Annotated in this window: 19 protein-coding genes; 14 read left to right on the top strand and 5 right to left on the bottom strand. The window is 41.8% G+C overall.

Annotation, left to right across the window (positions count from 1 at the left end; all coding sequences use genetic code 11):
• Nucleotide 1 precedes the first annotated feature (1 nt).
• Both SG0102_RS04360 and SG0102_RS04365 read right to left on the bottom strand, forming a co-directional pair.
• Entirely contained in the window at nucleotides 2–214 is a 213-nt protein-coding gene (locus tag SG0102_RS04360) for a hypothetical protein (RefSeq protein ID WP_125118828.1), read from the bottom strand.
• Nucleotides 211–1083, bottom strand: coding sequence for a LysR family transcriptional regulator (locus SG0102_RS04365; protein ID WP_125118829.1), 873 nt, complete (start codon nucleotides 1081–1083; stop codon nucleotides 211–213). The genes SG0102_RS04360 and SG0102_RS04365 overlap by 4 nt, the downstream gene beginning before the upstream one ends.
• Nucleotides 1084–1349: 266 nt before the next feature.
• Between SG0102_RS04365 and SG0102_RS04370 the strand changes: the two genes are divergently transcribed.
• Both SG0102_RS04370 and SG0102_RS04375 read left to right on the top strand, forming a co-directional pair.
• Entirely contained in the window at nucleotides 1350–3074 is a 1725-nt protein-coding gene (locus tag SG0102_RS04370) for a C40 family peptidase (RefSeq protein WP_157982973.1), read from the top strand.
• 290 nt (nucleotides 3075–3364) lie between these two features.
• Nucleotides 3365–4258 (top strand): ROK family protein, encoded by an 894-nt coding sequence (locus SG0102_RS04375; protein ID WP_125118831.1) that lies wholly within the window; start codon nucleotides 3365–3367, stop codon nucleotides 4256–4258.
• A gap of 29 nt (nucleotides 4259–4287) precedes the next feature.
• On the opposite strand, the gene SG0102_RS04380 is transcribed toward SG0102_RS04375, so the two are convergent.
• Nucleotides 4288–4728, bottom strand: coding sequence for a C40 family peptidase (locus SG0102_RS04380; protein ID WP_157982974.1), 441 nt, complete (start codon nucleotides 4726–4728; stop codon nucleotides 4288–4290).
• Between the two features lie 184 nt (nucleotides 4729–4912).
• The gene (locus SG0102_RS04385; RefSeq protein WP_162300181.1) at nucleotides 4913–5527 is read right to left on the bottom strand and encodes a pentapeptide repeat-containing protein; all 615 of its coding nucleotides are present in this window, start codon (nucleotides 5525–5527) and stop codon (nucleotides 4913–4915) included.
• Between the two features lie 116 nt (nucleotides 5528–5643).
• On the opposite strand from SG0102_RS04385, the gene SG0102_RS04390 reads away from it, so the two are divergent.
• From SG0102_RS04390 to SG0102_RS04420, 7 genes are read left to right on the top strand one after another with little or no spacing between them, the layout of a single operon-like run.
• On the top strand, nucleotides 5644–6270 hold the full coding sequence (locus SG0102_RS04390) for a precorrin-2 dehydrogenase/sirohydrochlorin ferrochelatase family protein (RefSeq protein WP_125118834.1): 627 nt from the start codon (nucleotides 5644–5646) through the stop codon (nucleotides 6268–6270).
• The gene (gene hemC, locus SG0102_RS04395; RefSeq protein WP_125118835.1) at nucleotides 6260–7102 is read left to right on the top strand and encodes a hydroxymethylbilane synthase; all 843 of its coding nucleotides are present in this window, start codon (nucleotides 6260–6262) and stop codon (nucleotides 7100–7102) included. The genes SG0102_RS04390 and hemC overlap by 11 nt, the downstream gene beginning before the upstream one ends.
• A complete protein-coding gene (gene cobA, locus SG0102_RS04400; RefSeq protein WP_162300182.1) occupies nucleotides 7092–8582 on the top strand; it encodes a uroporphyrinogen-III C-methyltransferase in 1491 nt (496 codons plus the stop codon). The genes hemC and cobA overlap by 11 nt, the downstream gene beginning before the upstream one ends.
• On the top strand, nucleotides 8569–9543 hold the full coding sequence (hemB, locus tag SG0102_RS04405) for a porphobilinogen synthase (RefSeq protein ID WP_125118837.1): 975 nt from the start codon (nucleotides 8569–8571) through the stop codon (nucleotides 9541–9543). The genes cobA and hemB overlap by 14 nt, the downstream gene beginning before the upstream one ends.
• Before the next feature lie 59 nt (nucleotides 9544–9602).
• Entirely contained in the window at nucleotides 9603–10169 is a 567-nt protein-coding gene (locus SG0102_RS04410) for a chromate transporter (protein ID WP_125118838.1), read from the top strand.
• A complete protein-coding gene (locus tag SG0102_RS04415; RefSeq protein ID WP_125118839.1) occupies nucleotides 10166–10744 on the top strand; it encodes a chromate transporter in 579 nt (192 codons plus the stop codon). Before SG0102_RS04410 ends, SG0102_RS04415 begins: the two co-directional genes overlap by 4 nt.
• Nucleotides 10735–11529: an MBL fold metallo-hydrolase gene (locus SG0102_RS04420; RefSeq protein WP_125118840.1), complete on the top strand. Its 795-nt coding sequence runs from the start codon at nucleotides 10735–10737 to the stop codon at nucleotides 11527–11529. The genes SG0102_RS04415 and SG0102_RS04420 overlap by 10 nt, the downstream gene beginning before the upstream one ends.
• On the opposite strand, the gene SG0102_RS04425 is transcribed toward SG0102_RS04420, so the two are convergent.
• Nucleotides 11526–12263 (bottom strand): ATP-binding cassette domain-containing protein, encoded by a 738-nt coding sequence (locus tag SG0102_RS04425; protein WP_125118841.1) that lies wholly within the window; start codon nucleotides 12261–12263, stop codon nucleotides 11526–11528. The two genes, SG0102_RS04420 and SG0102_RS04425, sit on opposite strands and share 4 nt — an antisense overlap.
• A gap of 84 nt (nucleotides 12264–12347) precedes the next feature.
• On the opposite strand from SG0102_RS04425, the gene SG0102_RS04430 reads away from it, so the two are divergent.
• The 5 genes from SG0102_RS04430 to SG0102_RS04450 all read left to right on the top strand — a co-directional run bounded on the left by SG0102_RS04430 (nucleotide 12348) and on the right by SG0102_RS04450 (nucleotide 17581).
• On the top strand, nucleotides 12348–12854 hold the full coding sequence (locus tag SG0102_RS04430; protein WP_125118842.1) for a hypothetical protein: 507 nt from the start codon (nucleotides 12348–12350) through the stop codon (nucleotides 12852–12854).
• Between the two features lie 10 nt (nucleotides 12855–12864).
• On the top strand, nucleotides 12865–13584 hold the full coding sequence (locus SG0102_RS04435) for a RibD family protein (RefSeq protein ID WP_125118843.1): 720 nt from the start codon (nucleotides 12865–12867) through the stop codon (nucleotides 13582–13584).
• A gap of 1 nt (nucleotide 13585) precedes the next feature.
• Nucleotides 13586–15088 carry a cardiolipin synthase gene (gene cls, locus SG0102_RS04440; protein ID WP_125118844.1) on the top strand — a complete coding sequence of 501 codons (1503 nt, stop codon included), beginning with the start codon at nucleotides 13586–13588 and terminating at the stop codon, nucleotides 15086–15088.
• An 8-nt stretch (nucleotides 15089–15096) separates the two neighbouring features.
• On the top strand, nucleotides 15097–16287 hold the full coding sequence (locus SG0102_RS04445) for a PfkB family carbohydrate kinase (RefSeq protein ID WP_125118845.1): 1191 nt from the start codon (nucleotides 15097–15099) through the stop codon (nucleotides 16285–16287).
• A gap of 112 nt (nucleotides 16288–16399) precedes the next feature.
• Nucleotides 16400–17581 carry an MFS transporter gene (locus SG0102_RS04450; protein WP_125118846.1) on the top strand — a complete coding sequence of 394 codons (1182 nt, stop codon included), beginning with the start codon at nucleotides 16400–16402 and terminating at the stop codon, nucleotides 17579–17581.
• Nucleotides 17582–17596 lie beyond the last annotated feature (15 nt).

The following is a 17596-nucleotide window of genomic DNA, read 5'->3' on the forward strand; positions in this document are numbered from 1 at the left end:
TTTATGCGTGGTGATACTTTTGTAATTCTTCCTCAGTAATAGTGCCGACCACTTTGGTGATTTCATCAAGTTCATCAAGGGAACACTGATAAAGAAAGCCTAAACGCATCTTCGGAAAGCGATAGCGTAAGACCATTTCCACCGTAGTGATTTTGGTCATCTTTAACTGATAGTCCCAGTGATCATCCATGTTTAACAGATCTTTTTCGTTCATAGGTCCTCCTTCAGGTATGTCATAAAGGTTTGTAAAAGCAGCGACTCAGAGCCTTTCTTATAAATAAGCGATAGGGGCAGAGTCATTTCTGGTATGAGCTTTTTAAACGTATAAGGCGTATAGAAATTCTCTTCTAGCAGATGTTCATAAGATAATATAAGGGTATTGTCTTGCACTAAGGGAAGAATCTCTGATAAGCCGAGATAAGTCCCTCTTATTGTGGCAAAAAGCTTATGCTTTTGCAAGTAGGCATCACTCAGATCTTCAGGGATATAAAGATCTTGCCCTTTAATATTTATATTTGTAAGGGCAACTTTATCACTTAAAGGATGACTTTTGCTTATGATGATACCAAGAGTATCCGCTTTTGTTAAGGGTGAACGCGACAATAGTGGATCATCGCTATGGCCATGAATAACGCCGAGATCACATAATCCCAGTACGCAAGCCTGCATAAGATCCGTTTCCCTTTGTTTGCGTAAATGCATACGTACTTGGGGATACTTCTTTTGAAAACGATAAATGGCTTGCATCAGCGGTGCGCTTTGTCCGTTTTCCACAAAACTGAGATGCAGGTCACCAGATAGCGGCGTCGCCGGAGAAAGTTCATGCTTTAACTGATCTGATATTTGTAAGATTTCCTGGGCGCGTTTTAAAAAGATCATCCCTTCTTTGGTCAAAGTGATCGCTTTTTTGGAGCGAACCAGTAAGGGATGTCCGGTTTGTTTTTCTAATTCCTGCATTTGTCTTGATAAGGTTGGCTGGGTAATGCCTAAATGCGCTGCAGCTTTAGAAAAACTTTGATATTCATAGACGGCTACAAAATATTGAAAGGTTTTTAAGTCCATTTTCTTCACTTCCTTACTCATTTAATGCTTTCTATGTATAATTATATCAAAATATAGAGAATAAGCATAAAAATATTGATGGTTTCTAGTAATAGGAAATGACATTTATTATTATCATAACAGGTATAAGGGCTTACATTATGAACTTTAAGTGAAACTTAAATGACCTTTAAAAAGACGAAAATGGGTTAGGAAATATCCTAAGGTTTATTGACTTTATGTCCATTTACAGGGTATTATTATCGAGTAAGATTTACGATTATACATTTAAAGGAGGAGGGATTCTTGTGAGACAAGGAAGATTCCTTAAATATATTTTATCACTCGCCCTGATTACCCCGTTTGCGTATCAGGCACAATCACAAAATGTTAATGCTGCTTCAGCGTTCGCAGGGAAAGAAGACACTTACTATAAACTTTGTTCCTCAAAGAAATTAAGTAAGTCAAAACAGCAGACCTGCCAGGAATTCAATACTTACTTAAAGGGGAGAAGTAAGGATTTGAAATCGCAGATTGCCTCAACGAAGAAATCAGTACAAAGTACAAAATCTTCTATTACGACAATGCAGAAGAAGATCACTTCACTCAATAGTCAGATCAACACCACAAAGAAAAGAATTGCCTATGTGAAGGTTTCTATTGCGAACACGGAAAAAGCCTTAAACAAAAAAGAAAGTACCTTAAAAAATAGAATTTATGCGGCGCAGGCGACAACGAACTCAAATAGTTACGTCTCTTACTTATTTGGCGCTGATTCATTCTCGGATTTCTTCTCAAGAGTATCAACAGTTGGGGATATTACTTCTTATGAAAATGATTTAATGGATCAGATTAATAAGACCAAAGCCAACTTAAAAACACAGAAACAGACGTTAACAGCGACGCAGGCTAATTTAACGAGCGCGCGTCGTCAGTCAAAAGTGATTTTAAGTCAGTACAATGAAAAATTAAAAGAACAGGAAGCAACGTTACGTAAGTCAACAGGTGACTTAGGTAATAACGAAGAATCCATCCAGCAGATCGCTAAGAACTTAGCGGATATGAAAGAAGCGGAACGGAAAGCTGCCGTTGCCGCTGCAAAGATTGCGGCGCAGAAGAAAGCTTTAGCAGAAGCCAAAGAGAAAGCAGAAGCCGAAGCGCGTGAAAAGGCACGCATTGCGGCACAGCGTCAGGCTGCAGCCGAAGCTGCTGCTAAGAAGGCTCAGGAAGAAGCTGAAGAAAAGCGCAGAGCTGCCGAAGAAGCATCGGCTGCAAAAAAGGCGGCTGCGGAAGCGGCTGCAAAGAAAGCCCAGGCCGAAGCGGCAGCAAAGAAGAAAGCTGCTCAGCAGGCTGCCAGCGCGGCGCAAAATGCGAGTGCTTCATCAAACGCCTCTTCTAATGCGCAGGGTAATGATGATGATAATTCATCAAGCTCAAATAGCGCCAGCACTTCTAATTCCAGTGCGTCAAGTGCTAACAGTTCAGCATCTGATGACAATGATTCATCAAGTTCGAATGCGGCTGCCTCAAGTAACAGCTCATCTAATAGTTCCAATAGTTCTTCAGATGACACTTCAAGCAAAAGTCAATCAAGCACTTCAAGTTCATCAAGCACATCAGATGACAGCGCATCAGCTAAGGTGACAAATGCCAGCGTATCTGGTGATGATATTGCCTTAAAAGCTTTATCAAAACGTGGTGCTCCTTATGTTTGGGGAGCGAGCGGACCATCGACATTTGACTGTTCTGGTTTAGTATGGTGGGCTCACGCTCAGTGCGGTATTAACTTTGGCCGTACCGATACACGTGGTCTCTCATCAATGGGATCAACAGTCAGCTATGGTAACTTACAGCCAGGTGATGTCCTGATCTTCTCTTCAAATGGATCTTATAGCGGCATTCACCATACGGGTATTTATATTGGTAACGGCATGATGGTACATGCACCACATAGCGGGGCAACTGTTTCTGTTGTCACAGTCAGCAGTGGTTACTATAGAAATCAGTTCTATACAGCACGTCGTTTATATTAAGATGAAAAGCGGGTGACCCCCGCTTTTTTGTATAGAAACTTTGCAAGAAACATGGGATCAAAATATGCTTTCGTGCCAACTGTTTGAGAATAATGAAAGCGAGGGCAAAGTTTCCGAAAGGATGACTCCTTTCAGGATGATGATAACTTATCTGCGAATTATGTGATTTGAAAAATCGCATATAAAAAGGAAAAATACGGATTTAAAATGTTTTTATGCAAAAATGGAAATATATTCAAGCGGCTTAAGTGATCGTGATAAAATAAATGCGTGGAAAAGGAGAGAGAAAAATGCATTATTTCGTATTAGATATTGGCGGCAGTTCTATTAAATATGCCTTAATGGATGAGCAGGCACAGTTTTTAGATCAGGGAAAGGTGCCTACCCCAGTGACCAGCTTAGAAGATTTATATCAGACGATTGAAGACTTAATGAAAGGTTACGACGATGTGGCTGGCGTAGGCATTTCCATGCCTGGAATCATTGACCCCGAAAAAGGCTATGCTTATACGTCAGGGGCTTTAGGTTATTATAATGATACCTATTTTGCGAGAGACTTAAGTGCACGTTTAGGGGTTCCTGTGACAATTGGCAATGATGCTAAATGCGCTGCAAATGCGGAAATTGGTTTTGGTGTTTTAAAAGATGTTGATGATGCGGCGGTCATTATCTTAGGCACCGGGATTGGCGGCTGCCTGGTGAAAGATCATAAAGTGCATACCGGCAAACATTTCTCGGCGGGTGAAGTGTCTGGAATGATCACTTCTTATGAACATGCCGATGATGCCAATTATAGCTGGTGTATGCGTAATGGGATTATTGGTTTACTTAGTCGAGTACAGGAACATTTGCATACGGATACCAAGTATACGGGAGAAGAAATTTTTGCGATGGCTCATGAGGGCAATCAGGATGTCTTAGCGGCGATTAATGAATTCAGCCGGGAAGTAGCCATTCAGTTAATGAATATTAATACATTGTTTGACTGTGAAAAGATTGCCATTGGCGGCGGCATTTCAGCACAGTCGCTCTTAATGGAAGATATTAATAAGAATTATCAAGATCTTTATGCCTACCATCATAGTGTCGGCATGCCCGTTCGGATGACCGAAATCGTCCCTTGTGCCTATCGTAATGATGCCAATTTACTTGGCGCTCTTTACCAGCATTTATCTAAACAATAAGAAAAAGGCGAGCATTTATTGATGTTCGCCTATTTTGCGACGCGGACAACGCGGGCTAAACGGGTTTTCCAGTAACCTGATAATCTGACCACCTGAACGCGGCGGCCATGACCTGGGGCATGGACCATTTTGCCAGCCCCAACATAAATGCCGGCGTGAGAAATACGGCTGCCGCTGCAGCGGAATAAGACAATATCGCCGGATTTCATTTTTCTTTTGGAAACGCGATGACCAACACTGCTTAATGAACGGGTCGTGCGGGAACCAATCTTATAGCCTGACTGGTAATATGACCAGTTCACTAAACCAGAGCAGTCAAAGCTGCGCTGTTTTTTATTTTTAATCTGTCCCATGGAATGCGCGGCGCCAGAAACATAACGGGAACCTACGCGGGATAAGGCTTTCTTCGCAATTCGATTACCGGCCGCATTGGAATCAGTGGTGGCTGGTAAGATTAAACCGACAGCCATAATAGTAACGAAAATGAATTTTATAGTGATATTTCTTATATATTTTAACATTCTTTAAATCTGTATCCTCTCTTTGTGATGGTCTTAGAATACCGGAGGATACGCCATTTGTCAACAAAATATTAAGAAAAAATTAAGAATATTGTAAGAAAGTCGTAAGAAATATGAAAGAAATTCATAAGATTTACTTAATAATGACACCTAACAGGCCAACTAAATCAATAGCTTGCCATTCACTGATGAGAGCGCCTTTTAAATCCATTGGGGAAATACGTAAAGCTGCTAACTGACAAGTTGATAAGTCAATGCCTTTTAAGGCGGTATGATCAATTTCACTGCCAGTGAGATCACATTCTAAAAAATGCGTATCTTTTAACGTGCAGTCTGTAAGAAAGCTTTCTTTCATTTGACTCTGCTCATGCTTAACTGATTTCATCGTATCTTTATAAAAACTGCTATAATGCATCAGACACTGCTGGAAGGTGGTGACTTCGATCAGACTTTCGTCAATATGTAAGCCTAACATCTTACAGTTAATAAACTGGACATGGCGAAAGAGGGTTTCGCGAAAAGTCGTATTCGATAAGTCACAATGGTCAAAGACAACATCGACAAAATAACAGTGATCATAGGTACTGTCTGTTAAAGCCATATCTTTGATGACACAGTTTTTCATGTCGATTTGAAAAACAGTAAGGCCACTATAGTCATCCTCTTTGAACATTTGATGAACATACGTTTCTTCATCATGAAAGAGCTGTGTATTGATTTCTAAGTTGTTTTCATTTATTGTTTTCATATTATCACCCATTTCATTGTACAAAAGGGAAGAGGAAAGGACAATCCTTATCAAAACCCTTCTCCATAGCGTACAAGTATGTTAGAATGGAAAACGCCTAAGGAAGGAGGAGAACGATGGCTTATTTTCCCATGTTTATCAATTTAGAAAACGTCCCTGTTTTAATTGTCGGCGGCGGGACAACGGCTTTGCGTAAAGCGGAGAAACTCTCTTATTTTAAGCCTCGCTTACATGTTATTGCATTATCTTATCAGCCGGCGATGCTTTCTTTTTTAAATAAGCATCATTATTCTTATGAAGAAAGAGCTTTTGAAAAAGAGGACTTAGAAGGGATGCAGATGGTCATTGCGGCGACCAATGACGCGAGCGTCAATGCAAGCATCGCTTTTCTCGCCAAGGCTAAGCATATTCCGATTAATAGCGTGGATGATTTAGATCACTGCAGTTTTCTTTTTCCTTCCTTATATACCAATGAAGATATTGTCTGTGGGATTTCCTCTGGCGGACATTCGCCAGTCATCAGTCAGGAGATCAGAAAAATCTTAGAAGCGCAGGTGCCTGATGATTTCGGTATCATCAATGCCCGGTTAGGTAAGCTGAGAGAGAATGTGAAAAAGAAAGGAACAATGGCCTCGAGAAAAGCTTTTTACCATCAGGTGATCGATTTACTGTTAGAGGAGCCAGAGATGAGCGAGGAAGCTTTAGCTGACTATTGTGAGAGGTATTTTCAAAATGAAGATTAGAGTGGGAGCTCGCGGCTCACAGTTATCAATCGCCCAGATGGATATTGTTTTACAGGCTTTAAAGCAGAAACGACCAGACCTGACTTTTGAAAAAGTCATTATGAAAACCAAAGGGGATCTGATTCTCAATCGTTCCTTAAAAGAGATCGGGGGAAAGGGACTCTTTGTGGGAGAATTTGAAGAGGCCCTTAAAGAAGGCATCATTGATATTGCCATTCATAGCGGAAAAGACTTACCAGCTTTATCCTCCTCATATTTTGCATTCAGCGTGATGAAACGCGGCGTCCCTTATGATGTTCTTATAAAAAATAAAGATCAGGTGCAGGTGATTGGCACCTCTAGTCCCCGCCGGGAAGTGCTATTACATAAACTGATGCCAAATGCTCAGGTGAAGATGCTTAGAGGGAACATCAATACCCGTATTGAGAAATTAAGAAGCGGGGAATATGATGCCATTATTCTTGCCCAGGCTGGCTTAGAGAGGCTGCAGCCTTCCTTAGCAGGACTAGAAGTGGTGCCATTAGATCCAGAAGTCTTTGTGCCCGCTTCCTGTCAGGGTATTCTGACGATTGAATATCTTAAGGATTCACCTTTTCAGGAGATCTTCTCATGTATCCATGATGAAGAAACTTATCAGGCTTTTATGTTAGAAAGACAGGTTATGCAGGGCTTACAGGCTTCCTGTCACGACGCTGTAGGGGCTTATAGCACAATGGAAAAAGGAGAACGCATGATCCGCAGTTTCTATCATCAGAGTCCCATCTATTATGAAAAAGCCGATCAATTACCATTACTCATTCAAAAATTAAAGGAGCATGCCCATGGAGACTAAAGGATTTGTCTATATTGCCGGCAGCGGTCCGGGTAATAAAGATTATATTACGGTAAAGGCTTATGAAGTCTTACAAAATTGTGACTGCGTCATTTATGATGCATTGATCGATCAGGAGTTACTGTCCCATACGAAAGTGGGCTGTGAAAAGATTTATGTCGGCAAGATGGCCGGTAAGCATTACGCTTCGCAGGATGAAATCAATGACTTGATCATCCAAAAAGCACATACGCATCAAGTTGTTTTACGCCTTAAAGGCGGTGATCCTTTCGTTTTTGGCCGCGGCGGCGAAGAAGCTGAGGCCTTAATCAAAGCAGGGATTGATTTTGAACTCATTCCTGGTGTGACAAGCGCTGTGGCGGTGCCGGAAATGGCGGGAATTCCCGTGACGCATCGTGGCGTCAGCCGACAGGTGAGCATCATTACCGGTCATGTCAAAGAAGGCACAATTGATCAGCATGTTAACTTTCAGGCGTTAGCGCAAAGCAGCGGGACGCTGGTGTTCTTAATGGGGTTACATGCTTTACCAATCATTGTATCTTCCTTATTAAGCGCGGGGCAAGAAGCCTCTACGCCATGTGCGATTATTTCAAATGGCACCAAAGAAAGTGAACATGTCTTAAGAGCTTCCTTAGGGGATATTGAAGAAAAAGCCAAAAGCGATCCTTTATGTGTTACCCCGGCAATTATTGTCGTCGGTGAAACATCGCGTTATGATTTTCGCTCTCAGGCGCAAAGACCGCTTTCGCACACTAGTGTCAGCATCGTCGGAACGATTGATTTCAATACCCGGATGGGGACGCTCGTCAAACGCTATGGAGCACACTGTCATTCTTATCCGATTGTGAAGATTCAGCCGGTGCATCAGGAAACTTTAGAAGAAAAGATCGCCCATTTACAAGATTATACGATGTTAGTCTTTACCAGCCGGAATACGATCCGTCTCTTCTTTGAAACCTTTTATGAAAAAGGCTATGATCTGCGTTTATTATCATCTTTGAAAATAGCGGTCATTGGTGAAGCGACAGCGATGTATCTCAAAGATTATCATTTTCATGCGGATTACATCCCCGATGTGTATACCTCACAGGCTTTAGGGGAGTTATTAACCAAAGTGACAACAACGCAGGATCGCTTATTAATTCCTCGCGCTTTAAAGGGCAATGATGTCTTAAGCACTATTTTAAGTGCGGCCCATCGTTCATTTGATGAATTCGCTTTATATGATACAGTGATTGATTTCCCGCATCCGGGCCTTTGTGAAGATGACTACCTGATTTTTGCCAGCTCGCAGGGTTTAAAAGGCTATTTTGAAGCTGGCGGTCAGGTCAGTAGCCATACGCAGGTGATCTGTATCGGTCCTTATACCGCAAAGATGGCAACCCGTTATCCGATTAACCATTGGATCTTAGCGCAGGAAGCCTCACGGCAAGGGATTCTTGCCACATTATTAGAAGGAGTACAACATGCAAAGATTTAGAAGATTAAGACAAAATCAGGCATTACGTGATCTCGTCGCCGAAACACGATTAGACCTGCGAGACCTCATTTATCCATTATTTGTCATTGAAGGCACACATATCAAACAGCCGGTTGATTCCATGCCTGGCGTTTATCGTTACAGTATTGATGAACTTGATCCCCTCCTTAAAGAGATTGATGAAAGCGGGATTTCCGGCATTCTTATTTTCGGGGTGCCCAAAGTAAAAGATGCGGTGGGCAGTGAAGCCTATCATGATCATGGCATTGTCCAGGAAGCGATTCGTTATATCAAAAGCAAGTATCCCCGTTTATTAATTGTGGCGGATATTTGTTTATGTGAATATACCAGTCATGGGCATTGTGGCCTTATTAATAAAGAGCGCATTATCTTAAATGATGAAACACTGCCTTTACTAGCGAAAATGGCCAACACGGTTGTCGATGCCGGAGCTGATCTCGTCGCCCCGTCCGATATGATGGATGGGGATGTTGCTAGCATCCGCGCGTACTTAGATGCTCATGGTCATAAAAGTACCCCCATTATGGGCTATAGTGCGAAATATGCATCTGGCTATTTCTCGCCGTTTCGTTATGCGGCGAATTCTGCACCAGAATTTGGTGATCGTAAAAGTTATCAGATGGATCCTCGAAACGGCCAGGAAGGCTTACGTGAAATTCAGAATGATATCGACATGGGCGCAGATATCGTCATGGTGAAACCAGGTTTAGCTTACCTCGATGTCTTAAAAGAAGCTTCTTTGACTTTTAATAAACCATTAGCTGTGTATAACGTCTCAGGAGAATATGCGATGGTCAAAGCGGCAGCGCAAAATGGCTGGATTGATGAAAAGCGCATCGTTTTAGAAAATATGTATGCCTTTAAGCGTGCCGGGGCTTCGATTATTATTACTTATCATGCCTTAGATGTTGCAAAATGGCTTAAGGAAGGAAACTGTTAGGAGAAATCCTCTTTTTCCTTCTTTTCTTTTGCGGTATAATAAGCCCCGGAGTGAAATATATGAAAAAAGGAAAAGCTTTATATTGGGAACTCTTCTTATCCACTTTTTACCTATCCGCTTTCACCTTTGGCGGCGGTTATGTCATCGTTTCGATGATGAAAGAAAAATTCTGCGATCAGTTACATTATATTGATGAAAAAGAAATGTTGGATTTGGTGGCAATCGCGCAAAGCGCCCCCGGGGCGATCGCGGTCAATGGTGCCATCGTTTTAGGCTATAAAATGGCAGGTATTCCTGGCATTCTCGTTTGTGTGCTGGGAACCGTTATTCCGCCTTTTGCGATCATCTATGTCATTTCGATGTTTTATCATGCCTTTATCACCAATAAAATCATCGCCGCCTTATTATTAGGCATGCGAGCGGGGGTCGGCGCCCTCATTGCCAGTGTTGTCTATGATATGGGTAAAGGGGTTATTCAGGATACCCCGATCAAATCGATTATGATTATGGCAGCAACTTTTATTCTCAACGAATTCCTAAAAGTTAATATTGCCTGGATTGTCTTAGGCTGTATGATTATCGCCTTATTAGAAACTTTTGTCTTTACAAAGAAGGTGCCATCATGAGTGTCTACTTACAGTTAATTTTCTCATTCTTACAGATTGGTCTCTTTAGCTTTGGCGGGGGTTATGCGTCGATGCCGCTTATTATTGAACAGGCGGTCACCAAACATCACTGGATTTCCTTATCAACATTTACTGATTTGTTTACGATCTCCCAGATGACGCCAGGGCCGATTGCCATTAACGGTTCGACCTTTATAGGCGAAGCAGTCAAAGGGTTTCCGGGCGCTATTGTGGCGACGATTGCCTGCATCTTCCCAGCTGTTGTGATCTGCAGTGTGCTGGCTTATATTTATGTCAAATACAAACAGATTGACTGGATGCAGAATATTTTATCGTATTTACGCCCCGCAGTGGTGGCGATGATCGCTATCAGCGGGATTTCGATCTTCATCGCTTCTTTCTTCAATGATTCCAAAATCGCGATCTCGGCGATTCGTTATCATGCGATTGTTGTTTTCTTTATTTGTTTAATCTTATTACGAAAATTCAAAATGAATCCTGTTCTCGTCATGTTCCTCGCCGGCGTGAGTGAAGTGGTGTTTACAGTGATTACGAAAGGATCATTATGCAATTAACATTACTTGGCACCGGCAATGCCTTAGCAACACATATTTATAATACCTGTTTTGTTTTATCGGATGGTGAGAGTCATGTCTTAGTCGATGGCGGGGGTGGTAACGGCCTCTTTACCCAGTTAGAAAAAGCTGGTTTATCGATCTTAGAGATCCATCATATTATTATGACGCATAAACATACCGATCATTTCTTTGGCGTGATCTGGGCATTGCGCGCTATTTCCCAGCAGATGAATGCCGGCGCTTATGAAGGCGATGCTTATTTTTACGGTCATGACGAAGTCATTACGTTATTAGAAAAGATGGCTCAGGAGTTTTTACCTCAAGCCATCGTCAAAAATATTCATCAGCGGATTCATCTGATCACTGTACATGATGGAGAAATCAGACCGATTATCAACCGGGAGTTTGTTTTCTTCGATATTCATTCGACGAAAGCAAAACAGTATGGCTTTCGCGTCACTTTAGATGATGGGTATTTAACCTGTTTAGGGGATGAACCTTATTGTGAAGAAGAAAGAGAATATGTCAGCTATGCCAAATGGCTGCTTTGTGAAGCCTTCTGTTTAAAAAGTGAAGCAGATCTTTTCCATCCTTATGAAAAACATCATTCGACCGTCTATGATGCAGCTAAGCTCGCAGAAGATTTACATGTGCGTCACTTGGTGCTTTATCATAGTGAAGAAGGACGTTTAAACAAGTTAGAGCGTTATCTTCAGGAAGCGCAATCCGTTTATAGCGGTGATCTGCATATTCCTCATGATTTAGAAAAGATTGACCTTTAAAGGTCAATCTCGGCATGATAGATAATTTCATGAAGAACTTCTTCTTCCTGATGAGAAAGCGGCGAGGGATGATCATGATATTCACTTGGTTTCCCCAGTAAACTTAACTGTCCATCTTTAAACCCAAAGACCTGATCAGTAAAGTTCATAATATCATGAGCATGACTCGTTAACATAATAACGGTACGATTTTTAGAGGTATTGAGTTCATAAAGCAAATGAACGAGATCCTCTTTTTCATTTTCATTTAAATCAGCGGTAGGATTATCAATGATGATAATTTTCGTATCAATCGCCAAGAAGCTCGCTAGTATCATCTTGCGCTGTTCATAGAGTGAAAGAGAGCGCGGATCTTTACGGAAATCTTCTGGTTTAATACCAACAAAAGTAAGCGCATCAGAGGCTTTGCGATGGGTATTAGAAAGCGTATAATTAAAAGTGAACAGGGAGTTCATGACATTGAAGAGGACATTCATGTCAAGCATCTGTTCTTCTGGATATTCTAGTAATAAGCCAATATCTTTGGCCGCAAAAGCGAGATGTTCGATATCGTCATGAAAGAAGTCTTCTAAATGCTTAGCAGAAAAAGAACGTTCAATCTGTTTGAGAAGGACATCTCGTCCGCTGCCGTTCGCCCCGCATAAACAGATATACTGGGTATAATCTTTCTGATCATTTATTAATGGATTTAAAATGGAATCATCGGTATAATAATGGGGATGTTTCACTAACATAGCAGCACCTTCTCTCTTTTTTGTTTATTGTAGAAGTGTTCACTATTTTTCTCAAGATATATTATAATTTTTATGGGAGTTTGTATGAAGAAGTTATTACTAGTCGCGCTTTTTGTCTTAGCAATGTTTTTTACGATCCTTAATAATGTCCAAAAACCCGAAGTCAGCGATGTGAAAACCTATACGATTACACAGGTCTATGGGGAAAAAGCAGACTTTCTGCGACAGGCGCAGAAGATTTCTAAAAAAGTCTCGGAAAAAAGCGATGGCAGTATTGATGTGACCTTAAGTGCGCACCAGCAGAAAGCCTGGCACAAAGCCTATCGCTCCAATCTCTACGCCCTGCGCTCACTTATTTTAAAAGAAAATCCCAGCAATCAGTTTCAAATGAGTGCTGATTATACCAAGCTGACGATTAAAGTTCAAAATGAATCGATCAGCACTTTAGCATTGTATATGCCCCAAATTATTATGTGCTGTGAAGTATTACAAACGTTAGAGGAGACGTCCTGGCAAGTTGATGCCACGATCGTCACTTCGCGCGTGATTCATAAACATTTCCCTGGTGATCTGCCAGGAGACTATTTGTAGGAGGAGAAAAATGGATCGACCTTATGTGTTTTGTCATATGTTAACAAGTGTGGATGGAAAGGTAGATGGTCCTTATAAAAATCAGGAACATGTTCAGGAAGCAATGCAGTTTTATGATCAGGTGTCTTTTACGCGTAAAGGCCCCTACAAAATGCAGGGCTGGTTAACCGGCAAAGGAACCACGCAGGAAAAATTCACCCATTATGCCAAGCCGCCGCTGCGTCATTTAGTGAAAGTGCCTGCTGGTGATTATATTATTCATACCCATCGGGCAATGTATTATATTGCCCTTGATCCGCGTGGTCAGATGGGTTGGCAGGCCAATTATATCGTGCATCATCAGGTTGCTTACGTGATTGAAGTGCTAAGCGAACAAGCCACTGATGCGTATAAAGATTTCTTACGTCAGAAACACATTCCTTATATTATTTGTGGGCATCAGAGTATTGATTATCAGGTCATGCTGGAAAAGCTGAAAAATGATTTTGGCATCAAAAGCCTGATGCTAGCGGGCGGACCGGTGCTAAACTGGGCTTTTATTCAGGCTGGTTTATGCGATGAACTCTCCATTGTCATCGCGCCGGGGGCCGATGGTTCAGCTATCAGTCAAAGCGGTTTTGTCAATAAACAGGCATCCTCGCATCCGGTCGCTTTCGATCTCATTGAAGCGAAATCCTGTGGCGGGAATACCGTCTGGCTGCGCTATAAAGTAGAGAAGGGGGAAGCTTAAAATGCGTATGGCGATGCGCCGCGGCTTCGTTGTCGGGCTAGGCTTTATTATTCAAATTTTATTTTATGTCTTTATTATGATCTTTTTTGCGGATCATTTTCCGGTCATTAACGTTGTCTATCGAATCTTAGGATTATTAATTGTCTTATCCATTATCAAAAACAGCCGCTCTCTTGATGTCTCGCTGCCATGGATTATGGTGATCCTGATTGAACCGATTTTAGGGACCTTATTATACTTATCGCTGGGTAATATGTTATTTACCTCGCGGACTTTACGGCGTTTGCGTCAGTCTACGCAAAACGCTCAGAAGTATTATCTCCAGGATCCTAAAACGAAAGAAGAAGTGGAAGACTTAGGCTTCTCGCAGATGCGTTATCTTTATGATCATAATCATTTTCCGGTTTATAAAAACAATCAGGTCACTTATTATCCTTTAGGCGATGAAGGCTTCCCAGCCATCGTCGAAGAACTCAAAAAAGCCGAAAAGTTTATCTTTATTGAATATTTTATTATTAATCACGGCGAGGTTTGGGATACGATCTTAGAGATTCTCAAAAAGAAAGTCAAAGCGGGGGTTGAAGTGCGCTTAATGTATGATGATATTGGCTGTATCTCCATGTTAGACAAGCATTTCCCTAAAGAAATGGAAGCCTTAGGCATCAAATGCGTTGTCTTTAACCATTTGAATCCTTTAGCTGGGGTGATCATGAATAACCGTGACCATCGGAAGATTCTGGTCATCGATGGCAAAGTAGCCTTTACCGGCGGGATGAACTTAGCTGATGAATATATTAATGTCCATTCGCCTTATGGACACTGGAAAGATAATGCCATTAGGATCAAAGGCTCAGCCGTCTGGTCGTTCACCTTATTTTTCTTGACGAGCTGGAATGCTTTCCGCGCGGAAGATGGCGACTTCACCAAATTCAAAGTCGATCCTGTCACTTATGAGGAAGAAGGCTATATCATCCCGTACTGTGATGCCCCATTAGATGACGAAGATGTCGGCGCCGATGTCTATATGAACATCCTTAATCAGGCGAAGGATTATGTTTATATTATGACCCCTTATCTGATTATCGATGAAGAAATGATCCGTTCCTTAGTCTTAGCAGCGAAACGTGGTGTCGATGTTCGGCTTATTGTGCCGGGCATTCCTGACAAGAAGATCGTCTATACTGTTACCCAGTCTTATTTTAAAATCTTAATCGATAATCATATTAAGATTTACACCTATACGCCAGGTTTCGTCCATGCGAAAGTCTTTGTCTCGGACGATCATATCGCCACGGTCGGTACGATTAATATGGATTATCGTTCCCTTGTGCATCATTTTGAATGTGGTCTTTTCATGCGTGATACCAAAGAAGTGATGAAAGTCAAAAAAGACTGCCTCGATACTTTGTCAAAGAGTCATTTGGTCACCGAAAAAGAAGCGCAAGATGGTCTGTTTAAAGACTTGCTGGAGGCGGTTTTACGCTTGATCGCACCAATGCTTTAGGAGGAGTTATGAAAGTATTATCATTTGGATCTTATAATATTGATGAATCATATGAAGTAGAACACTTTGTCCGTCCCGGGGAAACCCTCAAAGCCCTCAAAGCTTCCCGCCACTTAGGCGGGAAGGGGTTCAATCAGACGATGGCCCTACACAAAGCCGGGGTGACTGTTTTACCCGCTGGGGCAATTGGCGAAGATGGTCAGATCTTTCTTGAAGCGATGAAAGATTTAGATCTCTCATTGTTAAAAAAGATATCTGGTCCCACCGGTCATGCCTTTATCCAGCTGTGTCAAGGCGAAAACAGTATCATTATTAATCCTGGAGCCAATAACAGCATTACAGAAGATCAGATTCATCGCGCCATTGCAACATGCTTTCCGGGCGATTATCTGCTTATTCAAAATGAGATTAACAACTTAGCACCGCTTATTCATGAAGCTCATTTACGGCGCATGAAAGTTGTTTTCAATGCGGCGCCGATGCATGAGGATGTCTTATCCTTGCCATTAGCGGACGTTGATCTCCTGATTGTCAATGAAACCGAAGCGAGCATGCTGGTCGATACTTCCGATCATCTGATTGAAGCGCTGCAGAAACGCTTCCCCCATAAGGAAATCTTACTCACTTTAGGTGAAGAGGGCAGTGTTTATCTCTTTGAAGATGTCATGATCAAACAAAAGAGCATGCCTACTCAGGTGGTTGATACAACCGGCGCGGGCGATACTTATATCGGTTTCTTCCTGGCCGCTCTCATCAATGGAGTGGACATCAAGGAAGCGATGAAGCAGGCAAGCTACGCGTCTAGTATCGCAATCAGCCGTTTCGGGGCGGCCGAAAGCATTCCTTCCATTAAGGAAGTGCATACGGCCATGGTGAAAGATCAGCTTCATCATTTGCCGATATTTGCCGGGCAGACAATTACTTATAAGAAAGGGCGTTTTCATCAGGACTTACCGGTCTTTGATGAAGCTACTAAAGCTTATGTTTATGCCTTTTATCAAAGCGGCTTATTAAAGTGGTATGATGAAGACAATGCATCATTAATTAAAAAAGACATAACTTCACTTGATCTGCTGGAAACAGTGAAACTGCTGGCGTATTATATCCGCCAAGGCAGCCTTAAAAAGGATCTTTTCGCCCAGGCCATTCAAGATGGCACTATTAAAGCTTTAGATGATCATTTACATACATTTTTGTAGGACTGCATGAAGGCAGTCCTATTTGCGTGAAAACTATTTTTTTCATGCCTTTTCTATGATACAATAGCCCTCATGTGTGTAAATGAAATAGTGAGAAAGGTTGAAAATATGTATGAAGAAACTACAAATGAAATATAATCTCCTGCATCTGTTTTACTGGATTACTTATTGCTGCGTATATGGCTTTGTGGCAATATTCCTGCATTATAAAGGGTTATCTAATACCCAGATCGGGATTGTAACTGGTTTAGGGGCAGCCATTACCATTATTACCTCGCCCTATATTGCTTCGCTGATTGGGAAAATCAAAGGCATGACAACTAAAAAACTCGTCACCTTAACGTTTATCGGGCAGTTCATCCTCTATGCCCTGATGTCATTTTTACCATTGCCAGCGCCCATTTTAATTATCCTTTATATTGCTCTGATCTCTTTAATGGCTGCCGATGTGCCTGTTTTAAGTCAGATCTGTATGGATTATCTCAAAGATGGGGAATATTTGAACTTCGGGTTATCGCGCGGGATTGGTTCTCTTTCTTATGCCTCTGGGGCCGCCGTTATGGGGATCTTAGTTGATGTCCTCAATCCTTTAAGCATCGTCGCCGTGCATGTCATTTCTGGGATTGGTGTTTTAATTATGTTAGCGTCGCTGCCAGATGTCAAAGTCAAAGAAGAAAGCACAGCTACACAAAAAATCTCGATGTTAACGTTTATGAAAACATATAAGAAATATACCCTGATGTTAATTGCCTTTATGTTTCCGGTAGCCGCCGCTACGGGTTTAGGGACTTATCTGATTAATATCGTGACGCATTTAGGCGGCAGCTCTTCCTTATTTGGGATTGCGACTTTCTTATCAGCGGGGTCCGAATTACCCTTTATGGCTATTACCCATAAACTTTTGAAAAGATTCAAACCGGTTCAGTTATTAATGGTTGCGAGCTTCTTTTATGTCGTGCGTAACTTAACAATCTGCTTGGCGCCTAACCTCGTGATTCTGATTATCGGTTTATTATTCCAGGGGATCAGTTATGGTATCTTTACGGCGGTTATTACCATTTACGCTAATGATTATGTGAAAAGTGAACATGGTATGATGGCGCAAACACTTTTAGCGGTCATCGTCACCGGTATTGGGTCAACGATTGTCAACTTTGTCGGCGGTCGTCTCCAGGATACCTTTGGGTTAAGCAGTATGCTTATTTTTATGGCTGTGATGACCTTGATTGGTTTTGTCATGATGCTCGCTATCTATTTAAAAGGTGATCATAATGAAGCCAAACTGAATGGCTAACCTCCTCACGGAGGT

The organism is Intestinibaculum porci, from assembly GCF_003925875.1.
In the GTDB taxonomy this organism is placed as follows: domain Bacteria; phylum Bacillota_I; class Bacilli_A; order Erysipelotrichales; family Coprobacillaceae; genus Intestinibaculum; species Intestinibaculum porci.